The sequence below is a fragment of the Allosediminivita pacifica genome, from assembly GCF_003054175.1.
Classification (GTDB): Bacteria; Pseudomonadota; Alphaproteobacteria; order Rhodobacterales; family Rhodobacteraceae; genus Allosediminivita; species Allosediminivita pacifica.
The window spans coordinates 186,800-209,052 of record NZ_QBKN01000003.1 but is presented as its reverse complement, the minus strand read 5'-3'; the positions used below and the strand labels follow the sequence as shown (position 1 = coordinate 209,052).

Sequence of the window (22,253 nt, the reverse complement as noted above, 5' to 3'; positions counted from 1 at the left end):
CGGTCAGGGCGTGATGCGGATCGGGGTGCCGTTGCGGACCATCGCGTAGATCTCCTCGATCTCGCGGTCGGTCACGGCGATGCAGCCCGCGGTCCAGTCACGCCCGCCCTTGCGGTATTCCGGCGGTCGCCCGTGGATGAAGATGTCGCCGCCGGGCGACTTCTCGAGCGCCTCGGCAAAGGCACGGTCGTATGGGTTGGGATAGGACACCCCGATGCTGAGGTGAAATTTGCTGTCGGGATTGCGCCGGTCGATGATGTAGTCGCCCTCGGGCGTGCGCCCGTCGCCTTCGATCTGCTTGTGACCCGCGGGCGCGAAGCCGAGCCCGATGTCGTAGGCCTCGAGCACGCGGGTGTGGTGCAGAAGGTACATCCGGCGCGCCCCCTTGTTCACCAACACCTGGGTCACCTCGGGGCCGTTATAGGTCTTGAACTTGTTGTGGCCGCACCCGGCAAGGGCAAGGCCCATCACCGCGATCAGGCAAAAGAAGAGTGCCCGCATACTGTCCTGCTCGTTTATTTTTGGGTTCTGCTCGTTTTCGGGAACCATACCGCAGGACGGGGCATCGCGACACTTCAATCCTTCGTGCGTTCGGCCTCGGCCAGTCGTTTTTCGATGGCCTCGAGCCGCGCGAGCACCGCGTCGCGGTAGGCATCGGTGGCTTCTCCGGTCTCGCGTTCGTGGGCGTCCTGCATGGAGTTCACGATGAGACCGACCAACAGGTTCACCACCGCGAAGGAGGTGATCATGATGAAGGGCACGAAGAAGAGCCAGGCCTGGGGGTAGGTCTCCATCACCGGGCGGACGATGCCCATGGACCAGCTCTCCAGCGTCATGACCTGGAAGAGCGTGTAGGCCGAGCGGGCGAGATCGCCGAACCATTCGGGAAAGGCGTCGGAGAAGAGCTTGGTCGCGATCACCGCGCCGATGTAGAAGATCAGCGCCATCAGCAGGAACACGCTGCCCATGCCCGGCAGCGCGGTGATGAACCCCTCGACCACGCGGCGCAGCCGCGGCGCGACCGAGATCACGCGCATGACCCGCAGCACCCGCAGCGCCCGCAGGACCGAGATCCCCTGCCCTGCCGGCACAAGCGAGATGCCGACGATCACGAAATCGAAGACGTTCCAGCCATTGCGGAAGAAGCGGGTCCCGTGGGCCACCATCTTGGCGATCAGCTCGGCGACGAAGATGGCGAGGCAGGCCATGTCCAGCACGCGGATCAGCGTGCCCCAGCGGGCCATGAGGGTGTCGGAGGTCTCCATCCCGAGGATGACCGCGTTGACCACGATCACCGCGATGATGGCATTCTGGACGTCCGCCCGGTCCATAAACCGGGCGAGGCGCGCGCGTTTGGTCATTTCCGTCCCCCGAGACGCAGGCTTGCAACGCATTCCACATGGGTGGACCAGCGGAACTGGTCAACGGGCTGCACCCATTCGAGGGCGTAGCCCGCCGCCACCAGCGTGGCGCAGTCGCGGGCGAAGGTGACCGGGTTGCAGGACACGTGGGCCACGCGCGGGATCTTCGCCGCGGCGATCTGGGTCACCTGCGCCTCGGCCCCGGCGCGGGGCGGGTCGATGACCACGCCGTCGTAGCGGGTCATCTCGTCGGGCAGCAGCGGGTTGCGGAAAAGGTCCCGCGTCTCGGTCGTCACCCGGCGCAGGCCGCGACCCTTGCGCCAGCCCTCGTCCAGCGCGGCAGTCATGGCGCGGTCACCCTCGACCGCGTGCACGTTGCGCGTGCCCGCCAGCGGCAGGGCGAAGGTGCCACAGCCGGCAAAGAGATCGGCCACCTCCTTTGCACCCTCCAGCGCCTCGACGATCCCGTCGACCAGCGTGTCGGCGCCCTCCTGCGTGGGCTGCAGGAAGGCCCCCGGCGGCGGCACCACGGTGGCATTGCCGAAGGCAAGATGCGGCGGACGGCGGGTCAGGGCCTCGTCCTCCCAGGAAATCCGCGCAAGATCGTGCTTTTCGCCCAGCGCGGCGAGACCCACGCGCAGATCGCCGTCGAGCGGCTTACCGCCCGTGGCATGCACGTCGAGCCCCGCGAGCGTCTCGGTCACCAGCACCGAAAGCTCGCCCTTGCGGCTGGCGCCCAGCACGGCCAACTCCTCGACCATGGGCAGGGCGGCGGCGAGCGCGGGGGTGACCAGGATGCAGTCCGGCACCGCGACGATCACGTCCGAGGCCTTCTGGTGGAAGCCCGCAAGCGCCCCCTTCTTGGTGCGCCGCGCCGAGAACCGGGCGCGCCGTCGCGACTGCGGCGGCGATGTCACGATGGGCCGGATATCAGTGTCGAGCCCCTGAGCCTCGAGCGCCCTGGCAATGACCCCGGTCTTCCACGTGGCGGTAAAATCCGGCGCGGCGTGCTGCAACTGGCAGCCGCCGCAGCTTTTGGCGTGACGGCAGGGGGGCGAGACGCGCGCCTCGACCGGGGCAAGGATCTTAGGCCGGGCCATGTGCTGGCCCGTCACCTCGCCCTCGACCTCCTCGCCGGGCAGCACCCCCGGCACGAAGACCGGCCCGGGCGCGATCCCGTCGCCCTGGTGCCCCAGCCGTTGGATCACGTGCCGTTCAACCGCCATCTGCGCCCCTGCTTCTTCTTGGTCCAAATACTCAAGCACCGCCAAACACGGGCTTAACGCAATGCGCAAGGGTGCACCGCCCGCAACCCACGGCCCGAGCGCATGCGAGGCAACCTGCGCGCGCGGCACGCGCGCCCCATCGAATCACTCGGCCGCGTTGAGGAAACCGCCCGACTGCCGCGCCCAGTAGCGGGCATAAAGGCCGCGGCGGACCAGCAACTCGTCGTGGGCGCCCTGCTCCACGATGGAGCCCGCGTCCAGCACCACGATCCGGTCCATGGCCGAGATGGTCGAGAGCCGGTGCGCGATGGCGAGCACGGTCTTGCCCTGCATCACGGCCTCGAGCGCCTGCTGGATCTCGGCCTCGACCTCCGAATCGAGCGCGCTGGTGGCCTCGTCCAGCACCAGCACCGGCGCGTCCTTGAGGATCGCGCGGGCGAGCGCGATGCGCTGGCGTTGGCCGCCGGACAGCTTCACGCCGCGTTCACCCAGCCGCGCGTCGTAGCCGGTGCGCCCGGAATTGTCGCGCAGCCCGAGGATGAATTCGTGCGCCGAGGCGCGGCGCGCGGCGTCCTGCACCTCGTCCAGCGTGGCCTCGGGGCGGCCGTAGCGGATGTTGTCGAGCGCCGAGCGGTTGAACATGTTGGTGTCCTGCCGGACCACGGCGACCTGGTCGCGCAGCGAGGTCTGGGCGATTTCGCGGATGTCGGTGCCGTCGAGCGTGATGCGCCCGCCCTCGACGTCGTGCAGCCGCAGGAGCAGCGAGACGGCGGTGCTTTTGCCCGCGCCCGAGCCGCCGACAAGCGCCACCTTCTCGCCGGGCGAAATCGCGAGGTCGAAGTGCGTCAGTGCGTGGCTGTCGGTGCCGTAGCCGAAGGACACGTCCTCGAAGCGGATCGCGCCCTTTGCGCCGCGGACGTCGCGGGGCCGGTCGGCGTCGGTGATCTCGTGCGCGGGGGTCAGCGTGTCGATACCGTCCTGGATCTCGCCCACGTGGGTGAACATCGACAGCGACGCCCGGCCCAGCCGGTTGGTCAGCATCGACAGGCGCGTGGTGATCATGGCGGTTGTCGCGATCTCGCCCGGGGTGGCCGCACCGCGGGTCCAGAGGAAGAGCGCGCCGAGGATCGAGACCACGGGCAGGATGCCGCCAAGCGCCATGAGCACCATGCGGAAGACGGCCGAAAGCGTGCCGAAGTCGAGCGATCGGTCGCGGAAGGTGTCGAGCGCGGAAAGCGTGGCACGGTCCTCGTCGCCGTCGCGGGCGAAGAGCTTGACCGTGGCGATGTTGGAATAGGCGTCGACGATCTGGCCGCTGACCTGCGTGCGCGCCCCGGCGCGGCTGGCCGAACGGGTCTGCACGCGCGGGATGAAGTACCACAGCGCCGCGGCGTAGAGCACCGCCCAGACCGCGAAGACGAGCAACAGCCGCGCGTCGATCATCGCCATGAGGACGAAGGAGCCCACGAACATGGCGAGCGAGAAGACCACCACGTCGGTCACCTCGAGCACGAGGTCGGTGAGCGATCGGGCGGTCTGGAGCGCCTTCTGGCTGATGCGTCCGGCAAAGTCGTTCTCGAAGAAGCGCATCGAGTGGCCGAGCACGTGGCGGTTCAGTCGGGCCAGCACCAGCGGAAAGAGGTTCGGCCCCAGCATGACGCCCGAGACGGCGGCGTCGAAGACGAAAAGCACCGGGCGCAGCAGCAGGAAGAAGCCCAGACCGAAAAGGATGACCGGCCAGAAGCTGCCCCAGAAGTCGCCCTGCCCCGCCGCGCCCGAGGCCGCGTCGATCACCCAGCCGGTGAAGCGGGCGGTCACGAGTTCCGACAGGCCGGTGAGGCCGGTCACCAGCACCGTGAGCCAGATCGCGGGCCATGCGCCCGCGAGCGCCCAGCGCATGAAGGGCCACGGCCTGCGGGGCGGCGGGCCGGAGGCCTCCGCGAAGGGGTCGATCAGCCGCGCGAGGCGCCGGATCACTCGGCGGCCTCCGAGCCCTCGTCCGCGCCGAGGAAGCCGCCGGACTGGCGGTCCCAGTAGCGGGCATAGAGGCCGCGTTTCTCGAGCAGCTCGTCGTGGTTGCCTTCCTCGACGATGTGCCCGCCATGCATGACGATGATCCGGTCCATGCTCGAGATCGTGGACAGCCGGTGCGCGATGGCCAGCACGGTCTTGCCTTCCATCACGCGGTCGAGCGCGGTCTGGATCGCGGCCTCGACCTCGGAATCGAGCGCGCTCGTGGCCTCGTCCAGCACCAGGATCGGCGCGTCCTTGAGGATGGCCCGGGCGAGCGCGATGCGCTGACGCTGGCCGCCCGAAAGCTTCACGCCCCGTTCGCCCAAGTGCGCCTCATAGCCCTGGCGGCCCCGGGCGTCGCGCAGGTTCAGGATGAAATCGTGCGCCTCGGCCTTGCGGGCGGCGGCCTCGACTTCCTCCGGGGTGGCATCAGGGCGGCCGTAGCGGATGTTGTCGAGCGCGGAGCGATTGAACATGGCCGTTTCCTGCGTGACCATGCCGATCTGGGCGCGCAGGCTGTCCTGCGTCACCCCGGAGATATCCTGTCCGTCGATCCGCAGGACGCCCTGTTCGGTGTCGTAGAGCCGCATGAGCAGGGCGACCATGGTGGACTTGCCCGCGCCGCTTTCACCCACGATGGCGAGCTTTTCGCCCGGGCGGATGGTCAGGTCGATCCCCTCGACCCCGCCACCCTCGCCGCCGTAGGCGAAGGTGATGTCGTCGAAGGCGATTTCTCCGTTGGGCACCATGAGGTCCTGCGCGCCGGGGGCGTCGTCGATGCGGCGGGCGGGCGCGATGGTGCGCATCCCGTCCTCGACCTCGCCCAGGTGGCCGTAGATGACCATGAGCGTGAAGCTGATCCAGCCGGTCATCTGCGCGAGCCGGATGGTCACCGCCCCGGTGGCGGCGATGTCGCCGGGCGACACGCCCGCGCCGCGCAGGGCGATGGCGGCGGCGACCATGACGACGGGCAGCAGGCCCGCGATGAAGATGAGGCCGAGCCGGAAGACAGTGGTCGCCTCACCGAAGACCAGCGCCTTGTCGCGCAGTTCGGACATGGCGCCGAGGGCGCGTTCATCCTCGTGCCGGGAGCCCGCGAAGAGCTTGACCGTCTTGATGTTGCTGATGGTGTCGACGACCTGGCCGGTGACCATGGCCTGCGCCTCGGCCCGGGCGGCGGAGCGGCTGCGGATGAGCGGCAGCATCACCCGCAGGAAGCCGAGGTAGAGCGCGAACCACGCCACCAGAAGGACGACAAGCCAGAGGCTGACCCCGCCCAGAAGGAAGGCGGTGCCGATGACGGTGGAGAGGCCGAAGGTGATGGCGTTGACGGATTCGACCACGATTTCCATGAGCGACCGGGCGGCCTGCACCTTTTTCTGGGCGACGCGCCCGGCGAAGTCGTTGTCGAAGAAGCTGACCGACTGGCCGATGGTCCAGCGGTAGAGCCGCGCGAGCACCAGCTTGAAGATGTTGGGGCCGATCATGACCGATTGGGTCAGCGCCAGCCCGCCGAAGAGCAGCGGGCGGGCGACCAGCAGCAGGAACACGCCGCCGACGAAAAGCCACAGGTGCGAGACGAGCGGGATGCCCTCGGTCAGGGTGGCGTCGACCGCGTCGACGACGCGGCCGAGGAGATACATCGAGAGCACCTCGGTCACGCCGGCGGTGACGGAAATCGCCACGCCGAGCCAGATGATGAACCAGCCGCCCTTGAGGCACCACATCATGAAGGGGCGCAGGGTGGTCGGCGGCGGGCCCTCGGCGGGTTGTTCCGGGTCGATCTGGTCGCCCGCCTTCCTGATGAACTCACTGAAAAAGCTGGGGATCATTCCGCCGCGTCCTTACCGATAAACCCACCCGACTGACGGGCCCAGAGGGAGGCATATAGCCCGCCCTCGGAGAGAAGCCCGTCATGGCTGCCCTGTTCCACGATGCGACCCTCGTCCATGACGAGGATGCGGTCCATCTGGGCGATGGTGGACAGGCGGTGCGCGATGGCGATGACCGTCTTGCCCTCCATCATGCCGTAGAGCGTGTCCTGGATGGCGGCCTCGACCTCGGAATCGAGGGCGCTGGTGGCCTCGTCCAGCAGGAGAATGGGCGCATCCTTTAGGATGGCGCGGGCGAGCGTGATCCGCTGGCGCTGGCCGCCCGAGAGCTTGATGCCCCGCTCGCCCACCTGCGCGTCGTAGCCGGTGTTGCCCTTGGGATCGGCGAGATCGAGGATGAAGTCGTGGGCCTGCGCCTTCTTCGCGGCCTCGATCATCTCGGTCTCGGAGGCATCTGGGCGGCCGTAGAGGATGTTGTCGCGCACCGAGCGGTGCAGGAGCGCGCTGTCCTGCTGGACCATGCCGATATTGCCGCGCAGGCTGTCCTGCGTGACGTGGCCGATGTCCTGCCCGTCGATGAGGATGCGGCCACTTTCCACGTCGTAGAAGCGCAGGAGCAGCTTCACGAGCGTCGACTTTCCCGCGCCGGAGCGACCCACGAGGCCCACCTTTTCGCCCGGCTCGATCGTCAGGTCGATGCGGTCGAGCCCGCCTGCCCCGCGCCCGTAGTGGTGCGAGAGGTTCTGGATCTCGATCCGGCCCTTGGTGAGTTCGAGCGGTTTCGCGCCGGGGTGATCCACGAGCGTGACGGGCTGGGCGATGGTCTCCATACCCTCGGCCACGACGCCGAGCTGGCGGAAGAAGGAGGTCAGCGCCCACATGATCCAGCCGGTCATGGCGTTGAGCCGCAGGGTGAGCGCGGTGGCGGCGGCCACGACACCGGCCGAGGCCGCGCCCTGCATCCAGAGCGCGATGGCCCAACCGACCACGCCGACGATGAGCACGCCGTTCAGCGTCACCAGCGCCACGTCCATGATGGTGAAGATCCGCATCTCGGCGGCGAAGGTGCGGCGGGCGTCCTCGATCGATTCCTTCGCGTAGTCGAGTTCGCGGTCGTGGTGGGCGAACATCTTGACCGCGTGCACGTTCGTGTAGGCATCGACGACGCGGCCCGTGACCTCGGACCGGGCATCGGAGGCGGCCTTGGAGGCCGGGCCGACGCGCAGGATCGTCCAGCGCATGAGCAGCGCGTAGAGCCCGAGCCAGAGCACCAGCGGCAGCATCAGGCGCGGATCGGCGTCGCCCAGCAGGAAGAGCGCGCCGACGAGGTAGGCGAGCGAGAAGGTGATCGCGTCGAAGACCTGGAAGACGGCCTCGCCCGCGGCGGGGGGCGTCTGCATGATGCGGTTGGCGATGCGCCCTGCAAAGTCGTTCTCGAACCAGCCGACGGACTGGCGCATGACGTGGCTGTGCGCCCGCCAGCGGATGATCGTGCCGAAGTTCGGCATGATGGCGTTGTTGAGCAGCAGCACGTCGAGCGCCTGGATCACCGGGCGGATGAGCAGCACGAAGACGGCGAGCCCCACGAGCGCGGGCCAGTGATCGGCCCAGACCTGCGCGGGATCCCCGGAGAGGGTGTCGACCACCCAGCCCATGACGCCGATCAGCCCGACCTCGACCGCGGCCACGACGATGGAGAGCAGCGTGGCGGCGATGAAGACGCCGCGGAAGGGTCGCGCGAAGCCCATGAGGAAGGGCAGCAGTTTCTGCGGGGGGCGATCCGTCTGCGCATAAGGGGCATAGGGATCGACGAGATTTTCGAAGTAACGGAACATGGCGGAGGCGCCTTAACGGATGGAGCTGGCTGGGGAGGGCGGGCCGCGGAAATGCCCGCGCGCGTGCAGGCGATTTCAGGCGGGGCTGAAAACTGTCCTGTCACGATCCATGCAGCGTCCTCCGATGAGCTGCCCCGGTCTTAGCCGAGCCGCGCGAGCAAGTCACCCCTTGGCGGCGAGAAGCTGCGCGCGGGTGCGCGTCATGCCGGAGGCGATCCAGTCGGCCTCCAGCTCCTGCAGGCGTCTGCCCAGCGCGGCGCCCTCGTAATCGGGCATGAGATCACGGGCGGTGACGGGGAACTTCGCCTGCGCGCCTCGTGCGATGCGAGCCTCGGTATCGGGGTCGGGCCACTGACCAAGGCTGGCCGCGCGCAGGGCGGCGGTGTCGCGGGCGGTGGCCGGGCCGTGGCGCCAGGCGATTTCGGGCAGGTCCTGCGGGCTGCCCGTGAGGTCGCGCAAACGGTCGAGCCGTTTCGCCTGCGCCTTGGAAAGCCGCAGGGCCTTTGCATCCTCGAACCCCGTGACGGCGAGGCGGCGCAGGCCGTCCGGGGAAAGGCCAAGCTGCGCCTCGATGGCCACCAGCGGGCCGAGCGGGTCGGGAACCGCGCCGGGCAAAGTCGCGGCGAGCGCGCCGGTCTGCGCCATGACGGCGAGGGCGGGGGCGGGATCAGGCGCGGCCATGAGCTTGAGCACCTCCTGCCCGACTCGTTCGCGCGAGAGCGTCGCGATGCCGGCGAGGTTCTCGGCGATGGCGGCGAGCGCCTCGGCGTCCCAGCCGTTGTCCGGATCGCCGTACCAGGCGGAGAAGCGGAAGAAGCGCAGGATGCGGAGGTAGTCCTCGCGGATGCGGCGGGTGGCGTCCTCGATGAAGCGGACGCGGCGGGCGTGGAGGTCGGGCAGACCGCCGAGCGGATCGGTGACGGAGCCATCGGGCGCGGCGTAAAGGGCGTTCATGGTGAAGTCGCGACGGCGCGCATCCTCGACCATGTCGGTGGAAAAGCGGACCACGGCGCGGCGGCCGTCGGTTTCCACGTCGGCGCGGTAGGTGGTGACCTCGAACCCCTCGCCCGCGGCAACCACGGTGACGGTGCCGTGGTCGATGCCGGTGGGTACGGGTTTCAGGCCCGCGGCCTGGGCGAGTTCGGTCACGCGTTCGGGGCGGGCATCGGTGGCGATGTCCACGTCGGTGACGGGTGCGCCCAGAAGGGCGTTGCGGACGCAGCCACCAACGGCGTGGGCCGCGTGGCCCGCCTCGGTCAGCATGGCCATGACGGCCTGCGTGCTGTCCCTTGTCAGCCAGTCGCCCGAAACGCGGGTCATGGGGCCATCCGGTCGGCAAGCCCCCGCAGGATGCGGGCGGTGGCGCCCCAGATGTAATAGGGGCCGTAGGGAGCGGTGTAGTAGTGCCTGCGCTGCCCGCGCCAGCGCCGCCACTGGACCGAGAAGCGCGCCGGGTCGGTGACGTGGTCGAAGGGCACGGTGAAGACCTCTTCGACCTCGCCGGGTTCGGCTATGGGATCGAAGCGGCCGGTGACGAGGCCCACCACCGGAGTCATCAGGAAGCTGGTGACGGTTTCATGGGTGGGCAGCGTGCCGAGTATTTCCACCGAGGCGGGGTCGAGGCCGACTTCCTCCTGCGCCTCGCGCAGGGCGGCGGCGGTGGGGTCGGCGTCGGTTTCTTCCTGCTTGCCACCCGGGAAGGCGATCTGGCCGGGGTGATGTTTCAGGCGGGAGGACCGCTTGGTCAGGATCAGCCGCAGCCCGTCATCGGACGGCAGGAAGGCCGCGAGCACCCCCGCCGGGCGCAGCTTGCGGCCCGGCGGAAGCTCGACCTTGGGGTTCAGGTCGAAATCGGAAGAAGGCGCACGTTCCGCGGCCAGCGCGCGGCGCAGCGCCGCGATCTGGTCATCGCACCGGGGGCCGGCCGCGGGCGCGCTCACTTCTTGGCCTCGAACCCGACGGTTTCGGGGTCGAGCTCGTAATGCGCGCCGCAGAACTGGCAGTCGGCGGTCACGATGCCCTCGTCGGTGGTCATCTTCTCGATGTCCTTGGCCGAGTAGATCGAGAGCGACTTGCGCACCCGGTCCTCGGAGCAGGTGCAGCCGAAACGCACCGGCTGGCTGTCGTAGACGCGGGGCTGTTCCTCGTGGAAGAGCCGCACGAGCAGGTCCGTCGGCGGCACGCTGGGGCCGATGAGTTCCATCTGTTCCACCGTGGCGAGGTGGAAGGTCGCGCGGCGCCAGTGCTCGTCGTCCTCGCCCTCGACGAGATCCTCGGAGGTGAGCAGGCCGTCCTGGCCCGAACCGCCCTCGGCATTCACGAAGGGCGAGGCCTTGGGCATGTGCTGCAGCATGATGCCGCCGGCGCGCCAGTGTTCGGCCACGCCCTTTTCGGTCGACTTGCCGAAGGAGAGCGCGAAGCGCGTGGGCAGCTGTTCGGACTGGGCAAAGTAGCTTTCGGCGCAATCGGCGAGCGAGGTGCCCGCGATGGGCGTGATGCCCTGGTAGGGCGTGGTGCCCTGGCCCTGGTCGATCATGATGGCGAAGTAGCCCTTGCCGAGCTGATCGAAGCCCGGGGCATCGGTCACGCGGTCACGGTCGAAGCTGGCGTAGGCACGGATCTTGGCGGGCTCGCCCTCTTCGGAGGGGCCGTAGTAGTCGGTCGCGATCATGCGCACGGGGCCGTCGGTCTGCACCTGCAGGGACAGCTTCCAGCGCAGCTTGACGGTCTGGCCGATCAGCGCGGTCAGGAGGGTCATCTCGGCGACGAGCGCCTCGACCGGATCGGGGTAATCGTGCTGGTTCAGGACGCCCGACAGGACGCCGTCGAGCCGCGCCACGCGGCCGCGCATGTCCGAGCGGTCGAGCTGAAATGGAAGGACGCTATCGTCCCAGGCGATCTTCTCGCTGAGGGTCATGGGGTTTCCTTGCGGGACGGGAGTTGGCATATCGGCGCCATATAAGCGCGAATGGCAGGGGGAAAAAGGGGATGATCCGACGCCATGGAGAGGCGCCCGAGCCGGGACGCCACTATACGCTGCGGCGGGGCGTCTACGCCATCCTGCCGCGCGAGGGGCAGTTGCTGGTGACTCACCAGGCCACGCCGCTGTCGGAATTCCAGCTTCCCGGCGGGGGAATCGATCCCGGAGAACAGCCGCTGGCGGCGCTGCACCGCGAGGTTCTGGAAGAGACCGGCTGGCGCATAGCCGCCCCGCAGCGGCTGGGGGCCTTCCGGCGGTTCACCTACATGCCCGAGTACGATCTCTGGGCCGAAAAGCTCTGCATCATCTACATGGCGCGACCGGTACGCGCCTACGGTCCGCCCTCCGAGCCCGACCACATGGCGCTCTGGATGACGCCGCAGCTTGCGGCGGATGCGCTTGGCAACGCGGGCGACCGGGATTTCGTGGCGCGGTTCTGTCTTTGACATCTAGCAGGCAAGCGGTTCGCCATATTCAAGAAGTGCGGCGGAGACATCGTCGCGAAGCGGCCCGCCCGGCGCCATGCCAGAGCTGAGCCGCCAGAAGAGATCGTCCAGAAGCTCCGGGCCCTGGGCCTGTGCCGCCGCGGCACGGAAGAGGCCGGCGAGCCCCGCCTCGCCCAGCATCTCGCCGTCGCGCATGACGGTTTCGGTAAAGCCGTCGGAATAGAGCAGCAGCCGGTCGCCCGGACCGAGCTTGAAGGGCACGGGGTCGTAGGTGGCGTCGGGGACAAGGCCGATGGGCAACCCGCCGTTGCCCAAGAACTGCAGCATGCCGTCGGCGCGCAGCAGCATCGGCGGCGGGTGGCCCGCCTGCACGAGCGTCATCTCTCCCGTCGCAAGGTCGCCCGCGATATAGGCCATGGTCAGGTAGTCCTCGACCCCCGGATCGCCGGCGAGGCGGGCATTGAGCATGCGCGCGGTGTCTTGGGGCGGGCGCATTGCGGGGCCGAAAGAGATCGTTCTCTCGATCCCGAGATTCTGGTCGGGAAATTTCGGCGACAGATAGCCCGCGACGCGGGCGGTCACCATGGCCGAGGTGATGCCGTGGCCCGAGACATCGATGCAGTAGAGCGCCAGCCCGCTTTCGCCACTGCCGAACATGCCGACGAGATCGCCGCCCACGTGGCCGCAGGGCTGGAGCAGCAGGCTGACCCGGGAGTTGCCGAAGTCGCGCACCCGTTCGGGCACCAGCGCCTGCTGGATCACGCGGGCCTGCCGCAGGTCCCGTTCGATCGCGTCGTGGGCGCGTTGAAGTTCGGCCAGGGTCTCGGTCACGATGCGGTTCTTTTCCGCCAGTTCGCGCTGCATCTGCAGGACGCGGGCGCCGGCGTTGATCCGTGCAAGGAGCTCGTCACCGTCCACCGGCTTGGTCAGGAAATCGTCGGCCCCTGCATCAAGCCCTTCGGTGACGGCGGACTTGTCGCTTTTCGAGGTGAGAAGGATGAAATAGCCGTAGCGTTCGTGGGGAAGCTCGCGGAAGCGGCGGCAGAGTTCCAAGCCGTCGAGCCCCGGCATCATCCAGTCGGAAAGCACCAGGTCGGGGGGCGCCGTGGCGCAGAGGTCGAGCGCGGCCGCGCCGGAGGTGGCTTCCATTACCTCGAATCCGCGACGGCGCAGCATCCCGGCAAGGATCCGGAGCTGCAGCCGGGAATCGTCGACGACAAGCACCCGCCGGAGGGCGTCGGTGCCGCCGACCGGCGGAAACTGCATCGAGCCTTGTGACTGCACCCGTGGTGTCCGTCCCTGAATTGTGGGGCCTTGCGGGCGCATCGGCCGCCCGCCTTGCCGCAGAAATAGGCAGGTAGGCTTAACCGTGGCTGAAGGCGGGAATTCGAGACGAATTTGCGACCGTCATAAGAATTCGTTCACCCGCGGAGTGGCAAACTGGCCGTCGCGGAGGTGCTGAGATGATCGTCTGGGACCGGGTAGCGGAGCTGCGCGAGGAAATCGGGCCGGAGGATTTTGGTGAGATCGTGGATCTCTTCGTCACGGAGGTCTCCGCGGCGATCGAGGAACTGCATCGCACGCCACCGCATCCGAAGGCGGTGGAGGAACAGATGCACTTTCTGAAGGGGGCGGCGCTGAACCTCGGCTTTGCGGACCTGGTCGCGATATGCCGCGAGGGCGAGGAACGCGCCGCGGCGGGCGATCCCTTTGCGGTCACGGCCGCTCAGGTGCGAGACAGCTTTGAACGCTCGCGGGACGAGTTTCTGGAAACCCTGCCCCGCCGATTTGCCGCCTGACAGCCGCGCCGCTCAGACCAGGAACTGCGACAGGACCTCGTTGCGAGTGATGTCCTCGTAGAGGTAGCCGTTGGCGTCGAGACGCGCGAAGAAGCGCTCGAAGTTGTTGGGATCGCTTGTTTCGATCCCGATGAGGACCGAGCCGAAGTTGCGCGCGGACTTCTTGAGATACTCGAACCGGGCGATGTCGTCGTCGGGGCCGAGCAGCTCGAGGAAGGTCTTGAGCGCGCCGGGCCGCTGCGGAAGACGCAGGATGAAGTACTTTTTCAGCCCGGCGTAGCGCTGCGCGCGTTCCTTGACCTCTGGCAGGCGCTCGAAGTCGAAATTGCCACCTGAGGTCACGCAGACCACGCGCTTGCCGCGGATCACCTGGCCCAAGTCGCCCAGCGCGTCGATGGAGAGCGCGCCCGCGGGTTCGAGCACGATGCCCTCGACGTTGAGCAGGTCGAGCATGGTGATGCAGAGTCGATCCTCGTCCACGGTGAGCGTGCTGGCCAGGCCCACGTCCTTGAGGATTTCGAAGGGCGCGGCACCGATGCGGGCCACGGCGGCGCCGTCGGCGAAGGTGTCGACCTTGGGCAGCGTGACCGGGTGACCGGCAGCGAGCGCGGCGCGCAGGCTCGCGCCCCCGGCGGGTTCCACCAGCGAATACTGGCAGGCGGTGCCGAAGTAGCCGAGACAGCCCGAGGCCAGACCGCCCCCGCCCACGGGAATCACCATGTGATCGGGCGCGCCGCCAAGCTGGGCCTCGATCTCGACCGCGACAGAGGCCTGCCCCTCGATCACGTCGGGATTGTCGAAGGGCGACAGGAAGACGCCGCCCTCTTCCGCACAGTAGCTTTGCGCGGCGTGAAGGCAGTCGTCGAAATAGTCGCCGGTCAGCCGGATCTCGATCGCGTCGCCGCCGAAGGCGCGGGTCTTCTGGATCTTCTGCTGGGGCGTGGTGACGGGCATGAAGATCACGCCCCTCTTGCCGAACTGGGCGCACATGTAGGCCACGCCCTGCGCGTGGTTGCCGGCGCTGGCGGCCACGATCAGCTCGGCCTCGGGGCGCTTGCGCATGGCGTTGAAGGCGCCGCGCAGCTTGTAGCTGCGCACGGGGGCGAGGTCCTCGCGCTTGAGCCACACGTCGGCGCCCGTCTTCTCGGACAGGTAGGCGTTGCGCTGCAGCGGCGTGGGCGGGAAGACATCGCGCAGCGCGGCTTCGGCGGCACGGGCCTTATCGGCGAAATCACTCATGGGATTGCCTTGCCGCAAGGACGGGCTTCGCGCAAGTCAGTCGATGGGGCGGCCCTGCACGTAATGGCCGTAGAGCGTGGTCAGGACCGAGATGCCGACCATGGTGGCGATCCAGCCGGTCACCAGCGTGTAGACCAGCGTCAGCAGGCTGCGCGGCTCGCCCGCGAAGTTCGGAAGCTGGATCAGGGCCGTGGCGGCGATGGTGATGAAGGCAAGGATCACGATGGCGCCGTCGCGATCGCGGGTGGCCTTCCAGCTTTCGCGCAGCGACAGCTTGTGGCCCACCGCCGTCGCAGGCAGCGTCACGCCCAGCCGGAAGAAGAGGTAGGATCCGAGGCCCACGATGCCGAGCCCGAAGACCGCAATCAGCGCAGGCGAGACGAGCGCCACCATCGCGATCACGAAGAGCGCCACGAACATGAGCGCGCCCACGGCGAGGAACACGAGGATCGAGCGCCAGAGGTAGGAGAGCATCGCGCCGCCGTGCCACTGCGGAATCCACCCGCGGGGGTATTCCTCTTCCAGCACGAAGCGGTGCCAGCCCACGGCGATCCAGAGGCTGGAGACGATGAAGGCGAGGAACAGCAACAGCGCCATGCCGCCCTGCCCGGACGCGCCGATCTCTTCGGGCGAAAGCCCCTCCCCGCCCGTCGGACGGGCCGGCAGGTAGGCGAAGGCGTAGATCTGGTGGGCCACCTGGACGAGGTAGAGCAGCGCCGACACGCGCAGCGCGTCGCCGAGGTTGTTCACGATCAGGCGCACCGAGTGCACGAAGATCTGCCATCCCTTCATCGCCGTCTCCCCTTCTGGCCGGACACAGCCATGTCGGGTCGCGACCACGGCGTCAACGGGGCCAGCTTGCGGGGACGGCGAAAAGCGGCTACTCCGCCGCGCGAGAATGTGAAGGAGCCCACATGTCCGCGCCCAAGAAAGTCGTCCTCGCGTATTCCGGCGGTCTCGATACGTCGATCATCCTGAAATGGCTGCAAACCGAGTACGGTTGCGAGGTGGTCACGTTCACCGCCGACCTCGGCCAGGGCGAGGAGCTGGAGCCCGCGCGCGAGAAGGCGCAGATGCTGGGGATCGCCCCCGAGAACATCTACATCGAGGATGTGCGCGAGGAATTCGTGCGCGACTTCGTCTTCCCGATGTTCCGCGCCAACGCGATCTACGAGGGGCTCTACCTGCTGGGCACCTCGATCGCGCGGCCGCTGATCTCCAAGCGGCTGGTGGAGATCGCGCACGAGACCGGCGCAGATGCCGTGGCGCACGGCGCGACCGGCAAGGGCAACGACCAAGTGCGCTTCGAGTTGAGCGCCGCGGCGCTCGACCCCGATATCCAGGTGATCGCGCCCTGGCGTGAATGGGACCTGTCCTCGCGCACGGCGCTTCTGGACTTTGCCGAGAAGAACCAGATCCCGATCGCCAAGGACAAGCGCGGCGAGGCGCCCTTCAGCGTGGACGCGAACCTTCTGCACACCTCGTCCGAGGGCAAGGTGCTGGAAGATCCCGCCGAGGACGCGCCGGATTACGTCTACCAGCGCACGGTCGCGCCCGAGGATGCGCCCGACACGCCGGAATACGTGGAAATCACCTTCGAGAAGGGTGATGCCGTGGCCATCAACGGTCACGAGATGTCGCCCGCCGCGGTGCTGACCAACCTCAACGAGCTGGGCGGGCGTCACGGCATCGGGCGGCTCGACTTCGTCGAGAACCGCTTCGTCGGGATGAAGTCGCGCGGCATCTACGAGACGCCCGGCGGCACCGTGCTGCTCGAGGCGCACCGCGGGATCGAGCAGATCACGCTCGACAGCGGCGCGGGGCACCTGAAGGATTCGATCATGCCGCGCTACGCGGAGCTGATCTACAACGGCTTCTGGTTCTCGCCCGAGCGCGAGATGCTGCAGGCGCTGATCGACAAGAGCCAGGAACGCGTGAGCGGCACCGTGCGGCTGAAGCTCTACAAGGGCTCGGCGCGGACGATCGGGCGCTGGTCGGACCAGAGCCTGTATTCCGAGGCGCACGTGACCTTCGAGGACGACGCCGGTGCCTACGACCAGAAGGACGCGGCGGGCTTCATCCAGCTGAACGCGCTGCGGCTGCGGCTGCTGGCGGCGCGGCAGCGTCGGACGAAGTAAGACGGCAGGGCCCTTCGGCTGAGTTTCAGTACGGAGGGCCCGGATCCTCAGACGAGCCGGGCGCGCGCCGGACCGTGGTATGGCGCTGCAACCTCTGAGGTCAGCACTTTATGCCCGCCAAACCCGAACGACCCCTGATCCCAGCCCTGCAATGACAAAAGCGCCAGACCGCGGGGACGGTCCGGCGCTCGCCCGGCGGGCCTGCGGCCCTTGTCCCGGGCGGTCCGCGTTCAAGCCTTGCGCAGTTCCGGCGCGACCTGTGTGCCCAGCACCTCGATGGCTTTGAGCATTTCACGGTGCTCGATGATCCCGATGGCCATCTGGATGGTCACGCGGTCGAAGCCGATGTCCTCTTTCAGGCTCAGGATCTTGTCCACGAGCTGCGCGGGGCTACCCACGAACATGGCCCCCTCGGGCGAGATCGAGGCGTCGTATTGCGCGCGACTTTGCGGCGGCCAGCCGCGTTCGCGGCCGATCTGGTCCATGACGGCCTTCTGCGCCGGGAAGAAGAGGTCGGCTGCCTTCTGGCTGTCCTCGCCCACGAAGCCGTGCACGTTGAGCGAAATGCGGGCCTTGTCCTCGTTGCCTTCGTGCGCGGCGGCACGGCGGTAAAGGTCGGCCAGCGGCGCGAACTGGCGCGGGCGGCCCCCGATGACGGCGATGGCCATGGGCAGCCCGTTCATGCCCGCGCGAACGGCGCTTTGCGGCGTGCCGCCCACGGCGACCCAGAGCGGAAGCTTTCCCTGCACGGGGCGCGGGTAGACGCCCAGCCCGTCGACCTTGGGGGTGAACTTGGTGCCCGGCCACTCCAGCGCCTCACGCTCGTTGATCTGCATGAGCATGGCGAGCTTTTCGTCGAAGAGCTCGTTGTAGTCGTCGAGCTGGTATCCGAACAGCGGGAAGCTCTCGATGAACGATCCCCGGCCCACCATGAGCTCGGCCCGCCCGTTGGTGAGGTTGTCCAGCGTGGAATACTGCTGGAAGACGCGGATCGGGTCGTCGGAGCTGAGCACCGAAACCGCAGAGCTGAGGCGGATGTTCTTGGTGGTGCGCGCCGCGCCCGCCAGGGTGACCGGCGGCGAGGTGATGGCGTAGTTCGGGCGGTGGTGTTCGCCCAGCCCGAAGATGTCGAGCCCGACCTGATCGGCGATCTCGATTTCTTCCATGAGGTTGTTCAGGCGCTGGTGGGCATCGACCATCGTTCCGGTGGCGGGGTCCGTGCCGATGTCGCCGAATGTGTAAAGCCCCAGTTCCATGATCTGCCTCCGTTGGTTCGCTCCACAGGTAGGCCCTCGGCGGTCGTTTCAACAGGCGCGCAGACGCACACGGACCGTGCGTGTTGCCGCCACGCCGGGTTCAGTCCGACGCCCCCGGCTGATACGATGGCATCATGGCGACGATTCAGGAATTTCTCGACGCACAGGACGAAAGCTGGCCGGTGGCCCTGCGCGAGCTGGAGACCGGGCAGAAGCTCACACACTGGATCTGGTGGATCTTCCCCCAGCTCGAGGAGCTGGGCCGGTCGCCGCGGGCACGGCATTTCGGGCTTTCGGGTGCGGGCGAGGCGGAGGAGTACCTTGCGCACCCCGTGCTGGGGGCGCGTCTTGTGACGGCGTCGCGCACGCTGCTGAAACACTCCGACAGCAGCGCCGAAGAGATCCTGGGGCCTGTCGACGCGCTCAAGGTGCGATCCTGCATGACGCTTTTCGAGGCCGCGCCCGGCGCCGATCCAGTGTTTTCGCAGGTGATTTCCACCTTCTACGGCGGCGAACGCTGCCCCGTGACGCGGGCCCGGCTGGAGCGCTGAGCCTCTGCCTGAGACGGTGATGCGCGTCTTCAGGTGCTGTGCCAGAGTGCATGTGCGTCTCAAGAAAAGATGGGCCCCGCGCGCTTTTTGTTGCCTGACCCAACGTTAACGGGCAATCCTTCCGTTACCAATTTTTACCAAATCAATCTTTTCGATGAGATAATGGAGAGTGATATGCCGAATGACCGCGGCGATAAGAATACCCGACTGATTTCCCGGACGGGCGGTGCGTCCCGCGGCACGGCGCAGCCCGCCGCGACGGCCCCGCCGAAGACGCGCATCATCGGCACACGCCTTGGCGAGGAGGCCGCCAAGGCCGCAGCCGAGGCCGGCGCCACCGACGACACCCCCATGGCGGATGCCCCCGACCTGCCCGTCACGGGTTGGCTTGTGGTGATGAAAGGCCCCGGCCAGGGAAAGGCGGTCGAGATCCACGAGGGGCTGAACGACATCGGCCGCGATCCCGAACGGGCGATCTGCCTCGATTTCGGCGATGGCGCCATCTCGCGCGAGGCGCATGCCATCCTTGTCTACGAGCCGCGTGAGCGGAGCTTCTTCTTCAACCACGCCGGGCAGCGGAATCTTGTCCGTCTCAACGAGACCGCCGTCATGACGCCGCAGCAGCTCAACCACGGCGACATGCTGGAGATCGGCGAGACGCATCTGCGCTTCGTCGCCTTCTGCGGACCGGACTTCGACTGGGCCGAACTCGACTGATGCAAAGCGACGGCAGCGCCATGGGGGCGCACAAGATGTGTTTCGATGTTGCCAGTGTTCTTTGGCAGGGGGCCCGCCCCTATCAGGAAGACTCGTTGCTGCAGGATTTCGTCGAGGACGGTGCGCGCGGCTACGTGGTTCTGGCAGATGGCATGGGCGGGCATGCCGCCGGTGACGTGGCCTCGGGGCTGGCGGTCCAGACCGTGTCACGCAGCCTTGGCCAGGCGATCCACGAGGGTGAGGACTTCGAGACCAATATCGCGGCCCACCTGAGGGCGGCGGTGCGCCGTGCGAACCGCGCGCTGGCCGACGAGGCCGGAGGTGCTTCGGGGACCGCGCGCATGGGCACGACGCTGATCACCGCGATCCTCTGCGACGCCCGGCTCTACTGGACATCGGTGGGGGACAGCCCGCTTTACCTCTGGCGCGAGGGACGGCTTAGGTTGCTGAACGAGGACCATTCGATGGCGCCGGTGATCGACCGGATGGTCCAGCAGGGTGAACTGTCGGCCGAAGCCGGGCGCAATCACCCGGACCGCAACGCGCTGACCTCGGTGCTGTCGGGCACGGAAGTGGCCCGCATCGACCTGAGCGCGGAGGGCTTCGACCTGCGCCCGGACGACGTATTGATCGTGGCGAGCGACGGGTTGCAGTTTCTCGATGCGTCGCGGATCGAGTGTATCTTGGCCGAGATGGCGTTGAACGCGTCCAGCGCCCGGATCTGCAATGCGCTGCTCGAGGCGCTGCAGATGCTGGACGATCCGCATCAGGACAACGTCTCGATTTGTGTGCTGCGACCCTGCGGGACCGGGATGCCAGGGGCGATCACCGGCAGCATGACGCGGCCACGGCCCGAGATCGGCGAGATCACGCAGCAAACTCCCGAGGCGGAACCGATCGGGACTGCCGCCGAGCCTACGAGCCCCTCCCGGCTTCGGTCGATCTCGCGCCGGATCAAATTCTGGGAATAGCCGGGCACGGGGATTCGACCCGCCGCCGTGGGCGTGGTCCTGCTAAAGGCGCAAGCTGGCCGGCCTGAGGGCGTGAATACCTGACTTGCCGCGCCGCACCTACCGCAAGAAACTTGACGCAAGGGAAGTCGATAAGCTTACTTAACAGAGATTTTTATCAAAAGTTGTATTGCCATGATCGCGAAATTCGCCCGCATTCCCGTATTCACTTCAATTCTGGCCCGCGGGCGTGCCCTGATACCGGCACTTGCGCTTGTTCTCGCCGGCCAGGCGGCACAGGCGCAGGACGGCGGCGCGAGGGCGGTCTGCAGCGAAGGCACCTTCCAGCTTGTCGAAGGCCAGGTCTGCCAGGTCGGGGCCACCGGGCGCAGCGGGTTCGACACCAGCCTGCTGACAGACGCGAATGGCCGGCCGATCCAGCACACCTACCGCAGTTTCGAGCAGGCCGGCGCGGGCGCCGCGCTGCTTTTGCTGTTCGACACCTCGGTCGGCAGCAACTCGGGGCAGCTTGGCAACCGCAGGCCGATCCTCGAGCAGAATATCGAGGCCGCGCGCGATCTCGTGGCCAGCCTGCCCGAGGCGGTGGCTGTCGGCGTCAACAGCTTCGACGCGACGCTGGGCATGGACGCCGACATCTCGGCCGACCGGGCCGCGGTGCTGCAGGCGCTCGACAACGGCGACATCACGGCGGACGGGCTGAACACCTTTCTCTACGAATCCGCCATCGAGTCGATCCGGCAGCTGGAGAGGATCCCCGCCCAGCGCCGCGTGCTCATGATCTTCTCGGACGGCGAGGCTGAGGATTCGGCCTTTTCGCTGGCCGAGGTTGTCGAGGCGGCCAACGAGGCAGGCGTGCAGATCGTGGGCGCCGGGTCTATCAGGGCCAACAGCGAACGCCCGTTGACCCAGTCGCTGGAACGGCTGGCCAACGAGACCGGCGGGACGTCCTTCGTCGGCCCCGTGGGGACGGGCGATTTCGACACGGCGTCGATCCAGGAGGTCGAGGACCTGCTGATCGGCGGCGGCACGCTGGCAATTTCCGAGGATGTGCTGGACGACGGGGACATCGCCTTTCCGCTGGAGCTGGTCCTGACCTATGCCGAAGGGCCGACCGAGCGGATTGCCGTGGAACTGCCTGTCTCGATCACCGGCCTTTCGGCCGACGCACAGTCGGGCGGCGAGACGCAGACCACCGGCGGAACCATCTTCGGTCAGGTCGATGAGCCTGACGGGATCGTCGACCGGGTGCTTGGCTGGGTGCTGAGCGTGCCCTGGTGGTGGTACGCCGTCGCGGGCGGTCTTCTTCTGCTGCTGATCATCCTGCTTTCCCTCATGGGACGCCGGAGCGGACCGGTGCGCGAAACCTCGGGTGGCATCCCCTCTCCGCAGCCCGCCGCTGCGGCGCCGCGGCTTGCACCCGTCGCGCCCCAATCGGCCCGCCAGCCTGCGACCCCGACACATCAGGCCACGCCGACGCAACAGGCCGACACGGTCACCAAGATGGCCGGGGTGACACGGGTGGCCGAGGGCGCCGCGCAGACACGGCAGGTGCAGCATCCCTATGCGACGCTGATCAAGAGCGCGACGGGCGAGCGGATGCCGATCTTCGAGCCAGAGATCACGATGGGCCGGGGCGAACAGAACTCGGTGATCTTCGACGACACCTCGGTCAGTCGCGTGCACGCGCAGCTGAACGTCGGGCGGGACGGGCTGATGCGGATTTCCGACCTCGGGTCGACCAACGGCGTCTTCGTCAACGGCGAAAAGGTAGAGGCCGCCGAATTCGATCCCGGCGACCGCATTTCGCTCGGCGAGGCCGAGTTCAAGATTGAATGGCCCGCCGACACCTGACGCGGCAGTCATGACGACATGATTTGAGACACCATTTT

General features: G+C 67.7%; 20 protein-coding genes. 7 read left to right on the top strand and 13 right to left on the bottom strand.

The window, feature by feature from the left end:
• Positions 1–3: 3 nt before the first annotated feature.
• The 9 genes from C8N44_RS03775 to hslO all read right to left on the bottom strand — a co-directional run bounded on the left by C8N44_RS03775 (position 4) and on the right by hslO (position 11,184).
• A complete protein-coding gene (locus C8N44_RS03775; RefSeq protein ID WP_107974865.1) occupies positions 4–501 on the bottom strand; it encodes a L,D-transpeptidase family protein in 498 nt (165 codons plus the stop codon).
• Between the two features lie 74 nt (positions 502–575).
• Positions 576–1,361: an ion transporter gene (locus C8N44_RS03770; protein WP_107974831.1), complete on the bottom strand. Its 786-nt coding sequence runs from the start codon at positions 1,359–1,361 to the stop codon at positions 576–578.
• Positions 1,358–2,587, bottom strand: coding sequence for a class I SAM-dependent RNA methyltransferase (locus C8N44_RS03765; protein ID WP_107974830.1), 1,230 nt, complete (start codon positions 2,585–2,587; stop codon positions 1,358–1,360). The genes C8N44_RS03770 and C8N44_RS03765 overlap by 4 nt, the downstream gene beginning before the upstream one ends.
• 144 nt (positions 2,588–2,731) lie before the next feature.
• Positions 2,732–4,564: an ABC transporter ATP-binding protein gene (locus C8N44_RS03760; protein ID WP_107974829.1), complete on the bottom strand. Its 1,833-nt coding sequence runs from the start codon at positions 4,562–4,564 to the stop codon at positions 2,732–2,734.
• Positions 4,561–6,432 (bottom strand): ABC transporter ATP-binding protein, encoded by a 1,872-nt coding sequence (locus C8N44_RS03755; protein ID WP_107974828.1) that lies wholly within the window; start codon positions 6,430–6,432, stop codon positions 4,561–4,563. Before C8N44_RS03755 ends, C8N44_RS03760 begins: the two co-directional genes overlap by 4 nt.
• A complete protein-coding gene (locus C8N44_RS03750; protein WP_107974827.1) occupies positions 6,429–8,267 on the bottom strand; it encodes an ABC transporter ATP-binding protein in 1,839 nt (612 codons plus the stop codon). Before C8N44_RS03750 ends, C8N44_RS03755 begins: the two co-directional genes overlap by 4 nt.
• Positions 8,268–8,429: 162 nt before the next feature.
• Positions 8,430–9,587: a CCA tRNA nucleotidyltransferase gene (locus tag C8N44_RS03745; protein ID WP_107974826.1), complete on the bottom strand. Its 1,158-nt coding sequence runs from the start codon at positions 9,585–9,587 to the stop codon at positions 8,430–8,432.
• A complete protein-coding gene (locus tag C8N44_RS03740) occupies positions 9,584–10,207 on the bottom strand; it encodes a CoA pyrophosphatase (RefSeq protein ID WP_373282683.1) in 624 nt (207 codons plus the stop codon). The genes C8N44_RS03745 and C8N44_RS03740 overlap by 4 nt, the downstream gene beginning before the upstream one ends.
• Positions 10,204–11,184: an Hsp33 family molecular chaperone HslO gene (hslO, locus tag C8N44_RS03735; protein ID WP_107974825.1), complete on the bottom strand. Its 981-nt coding sequence runs from the start codon at positions 11,182–11,184 to the stop codon at positions 10,204–10,206. Before hslO ends, C8N44_RS03740 begins: the two co-directional genes overlap by 4 nt.
• Positions 11,185–11,255: 71 nt before the next feature.
• On the opposite strand from hslO, the gene C8N44_RS03730 reads away from it, so the two are divergent.
• Positions 11,256–11,693 (top strand): NUDIX hydrolase, encoded by a 438-nt coding sequence (locus C8N44_RS03730; protein WP_107974824.1) that lies wholly within the window; start codon positions 11,256–11,258, stop codon positions 11,691–11,693.
• A gap of 3 nt (positions 11,694–11,696) precedes the next feature.
• Here the strand turns inward: C8N44_RS03730 and C8N44_RS03725 are convergent, their stop codons facing one another.
• Positions 11,697–12,959 carry a PP2C family protein-serine/threonine phosphatase gene (locus C8N44_RS03725; RefSeq protein WP_107974823.1) on the bottom strand — a complete coding sequence of 421 codons (1,263 nt, stop codon included), beginning with the start codon at positions 12,957–12,959 and terminating at the stop codon, positions 11,697–11,699.
• 197 nt (positions 12,960–13,156) lie between these two features.
• Between C8N44_RS03725 and C8N44_RS03720 the strand changes: the two genes are divergently transcribed.
• Positions 13,157–13,492, top strand: coding sequence for an Hpt domain-containing protein (locus tag C8N44_RS03720; RefSeq protein ID WP_107974822.1), 336 nt, complete (start codon positions 13,157–13,159; stop codon positions 13,490–13,492).
• Positions 13,493–13,504: 12 nt separating this feature from the next.
• On the opposite strand, the gene ilvA is transcribed toward C8N44_RS03720, so the two are convergent.
• Positions 13,505–14,731 carry a threonine ammonia-lyase IlvA gene (gene ilvA, locus C8N44_RS03715; RefSeq protein ID WP_107974821.1) on the bottom strand — a complete coding sequence of 409 codons (1,227 nt, stop codon included), beginning with the start codon at positions 14,729–14,731 and terminating at the stop codon, positions 13,505–13,507.
• 36 nt (positions 14,732–14,767) lie between these two features.
• Entirely contained in the window at positions 14,768–15,523 is a 756-nt protein-coding gene (locus C8N44_RS03710; RefSeq protein ID WP_107974820.1) for a hypothetical protein, read from the bottom strand.
• Between the two features lie 122 nt (positions 15,524–15,645).
• On the opposite strand from C8N44_RS03710, the gene C8N44_RS03705 reads away from it, so the two are divergent.
• Positions 15,646–16,869 (top strand): argininosuccinate synthase, encoded by a 1,224-nt coding sequence (locus C8N44_RS03705; protein WP_107974819.1) that lies wholly within the window; start codon positions 15,646–15,648, stop codon positions 16,867–16,869.
• Positions 16,870–17,099: 230 nt separating this feature from the next.
• Here the strand turns inward: C8N44_RS03705 and C8N44_RS03700 are convergent, their stop codons facing one another.
• The gene (locus C8N44_RS03700; protein ID WP_107974818.1) at positions 17,100–18,125 is read right to left on the bottom strand and encodes an Atu2307/SP_0267 family LLM class monooxygenase; all 1,026 of its coding nucleotides are present in this window, start codon (positions 18,123–18,125) and stop codon (positions 17,100–17,102) included.
• Positions 18,126–18,259: 134 nt separating this feature from the next.
• On the opposite strand from C8N44_RS03700, the gene C8N44_RS03695 reads away from it, so the two are divergent.
• The 4 genes from C8N44_RS03695 (at position 18,260) to C8N44_RS03680 (ending at position 22,215) form a co-directional block, all read left to right on the top strand.
• On the top strand, positions 18,260–18,676 hold the full coding sequence (locus tag C8N44_RS03695) for a DUF1810 domain-containing protein (RefSeq protein WP_107974817.1): 417 nt from the start codon (positions 18,260–18,262) through the stop codon (positions 18,674–18,676).
• A gap of 174 nt (positions 18,677–18,850) precedes the next feature.
• Entirely contained in the window at positions 18,851–19,393 is a 543-nt protein-coding gene (locus C8N44_RS03690; RefSeq protein ID WP_158273996.1) for an FHA domain-containing protein, read from the top strand.
• Positions 19,393–20,364 carry a PP2C family protein-serine/threonine phosphatase gene (locus C8N44_RS03685; protein ID WP_107974815.1) on the top strand — a complete coding sequence of 324 codons (972 nt, stop codon included), beginning with the start codon at positions 19,393–19,395 and terminating at the stop codon, positions 20,362–20,364. The genes C8N44_RS03690 and C8N44_RS03685 overlap by 1 nt, the downstream gene beginning before the upstream one ends.
• A gap of 174 nt (positions 20,365–20,538) precedes the next feature.
• A complete protein-coding gene (locus C8N44_RS03680; protein ID WP_107974814.1) occupies positions 20,539–22,215 on the top strand; it encodes an FHA domain-containing protein in 1,677 nt (558 codons plus the stop codon).
• The last annotated feature ends 38 nt before the right edge of the window (positions 22,216–22,253 follow it).

Coding starts and splice junctions, on each gene's coding strand:
- C8N44_RS03720 (WP_107974822.1), top strand. CDS start 13,157: ATGATCGTCTGGGACCGGGTAGCGGAGCTGCGCGAGGAAATCGGGCCG.
- C8N44_RS03730 (WP_107974824.1), top strand. CDS start 11,256: ATGATCCGACGCCATGGAGAGGCGCCCGAGCCGGGACGCCACTATACG.
- hslO (WP_107974825.1), bottom strand. CDS start 11,184: ATGACCCTCAGCGAGAAGATCGCCTGGGACGATAGCGTCCTTCCATTT.
- C8N44_RS03765 (WP_107974830.1), bottom strand. CDS start 2,587: ATGGCGGTTGAACGGCACGTGATCCAACGGCTGGGGCACCAGGGCGAC.
- C8N44_RS03750 (WP_107974827.1), bottom strand. CDS start 8,267: ATGTTCCGTTACTTCGAAAATCTCGTCGATCCCTATGCCCCTTATGCG.
- C8N44_RS03755 (WP_107974828.1), bottom strand. CDS start 6,432: ATGATCCCCAGCTTTTTCAGTGAGTTCATCAGGAAGGCGGGCGACCAG.
- C8N44_RS03725 (WP_107974823.1), bottom strand. CDS start 12,959: ATGCAGTTTCCGCCGGTCGGCGGCACCGACGCCCTCCGGCGGGTGCTT.
- C8N44_RS03775 (WP_107974865.1), bottom strand. CDS start 501: ATGCGGGCACTCTTCTTTTGCCTGATCGCGGTGATGGGCCTTGCCCTT.
- C8N44_RS03745 (WP_107974826.1), bottom strand. CDS start 9,587: ATGACCCGCGTTTCGGGCGACTGGCTGACAAGGGACAGCACGCAGGCC.
- C8N44_RS03680 (WP_107974814.1), top strand. CDS start 20,539: ATGATCGCGAAATTCGCCCGCATTCCCGTATTCACTTCAATTCTGGCC.
- C8N44_RS03700 (WP_107974818.1), bottom strand. CDS start 18,125: ATGGAACTGGGGCTTTACACATTCGGCGACATCGGCACGGACCCCGCC.
- C8N44_RS03710 (WP_107974820.1), bottom strand. CDS start 15,523: ATGAAGGGATGGCAGATCTTCGTGCACTCGGTGCGCCTGATCGTGAAC.
- C8N44_RS03705 (WP_107974819.1), top strand. CDS start 15,646: ATGTCCGCGCCCAAGAAAGTCGTCCTCGCGTATTCCGGCGGTCTCGAT.
- C8N44_RS03690 (WP_158273996.1), top strand. CDS start 18,851: ATGCCGAATGACCGCGGCGATAAGAATACCCGACTGATTTCCCGGACG.
- C8N44_RS03770 (WP_107974831.1), bottom strand. CDS start 1,361: ATGACCAAACGCGCGCGCCTCGCCCGGTTTATGGACCGGGCGGACGTC.
- ilvA (WP_107974821.1), bottom strand. CDS start 14,731: ATGAGTGATTTCGCCGATAAGGCCCGTGCCGCCGAAGCCGCGCTGCGC.
- C8N44_RS03695 (WP_107974817.1), top strand. CDS start 18,260: ATGGCGACGATTCAGGAATTTCTCGACGCACAGGACGAAAGCTGGCCG.
- C8N44_RS03685 (WP_107974815.1), top strand. CDS start 19,393: ATGCAAAGCGACGGCAGCGCCATGGGGGCGCACAAGATGTGTTTCGAT.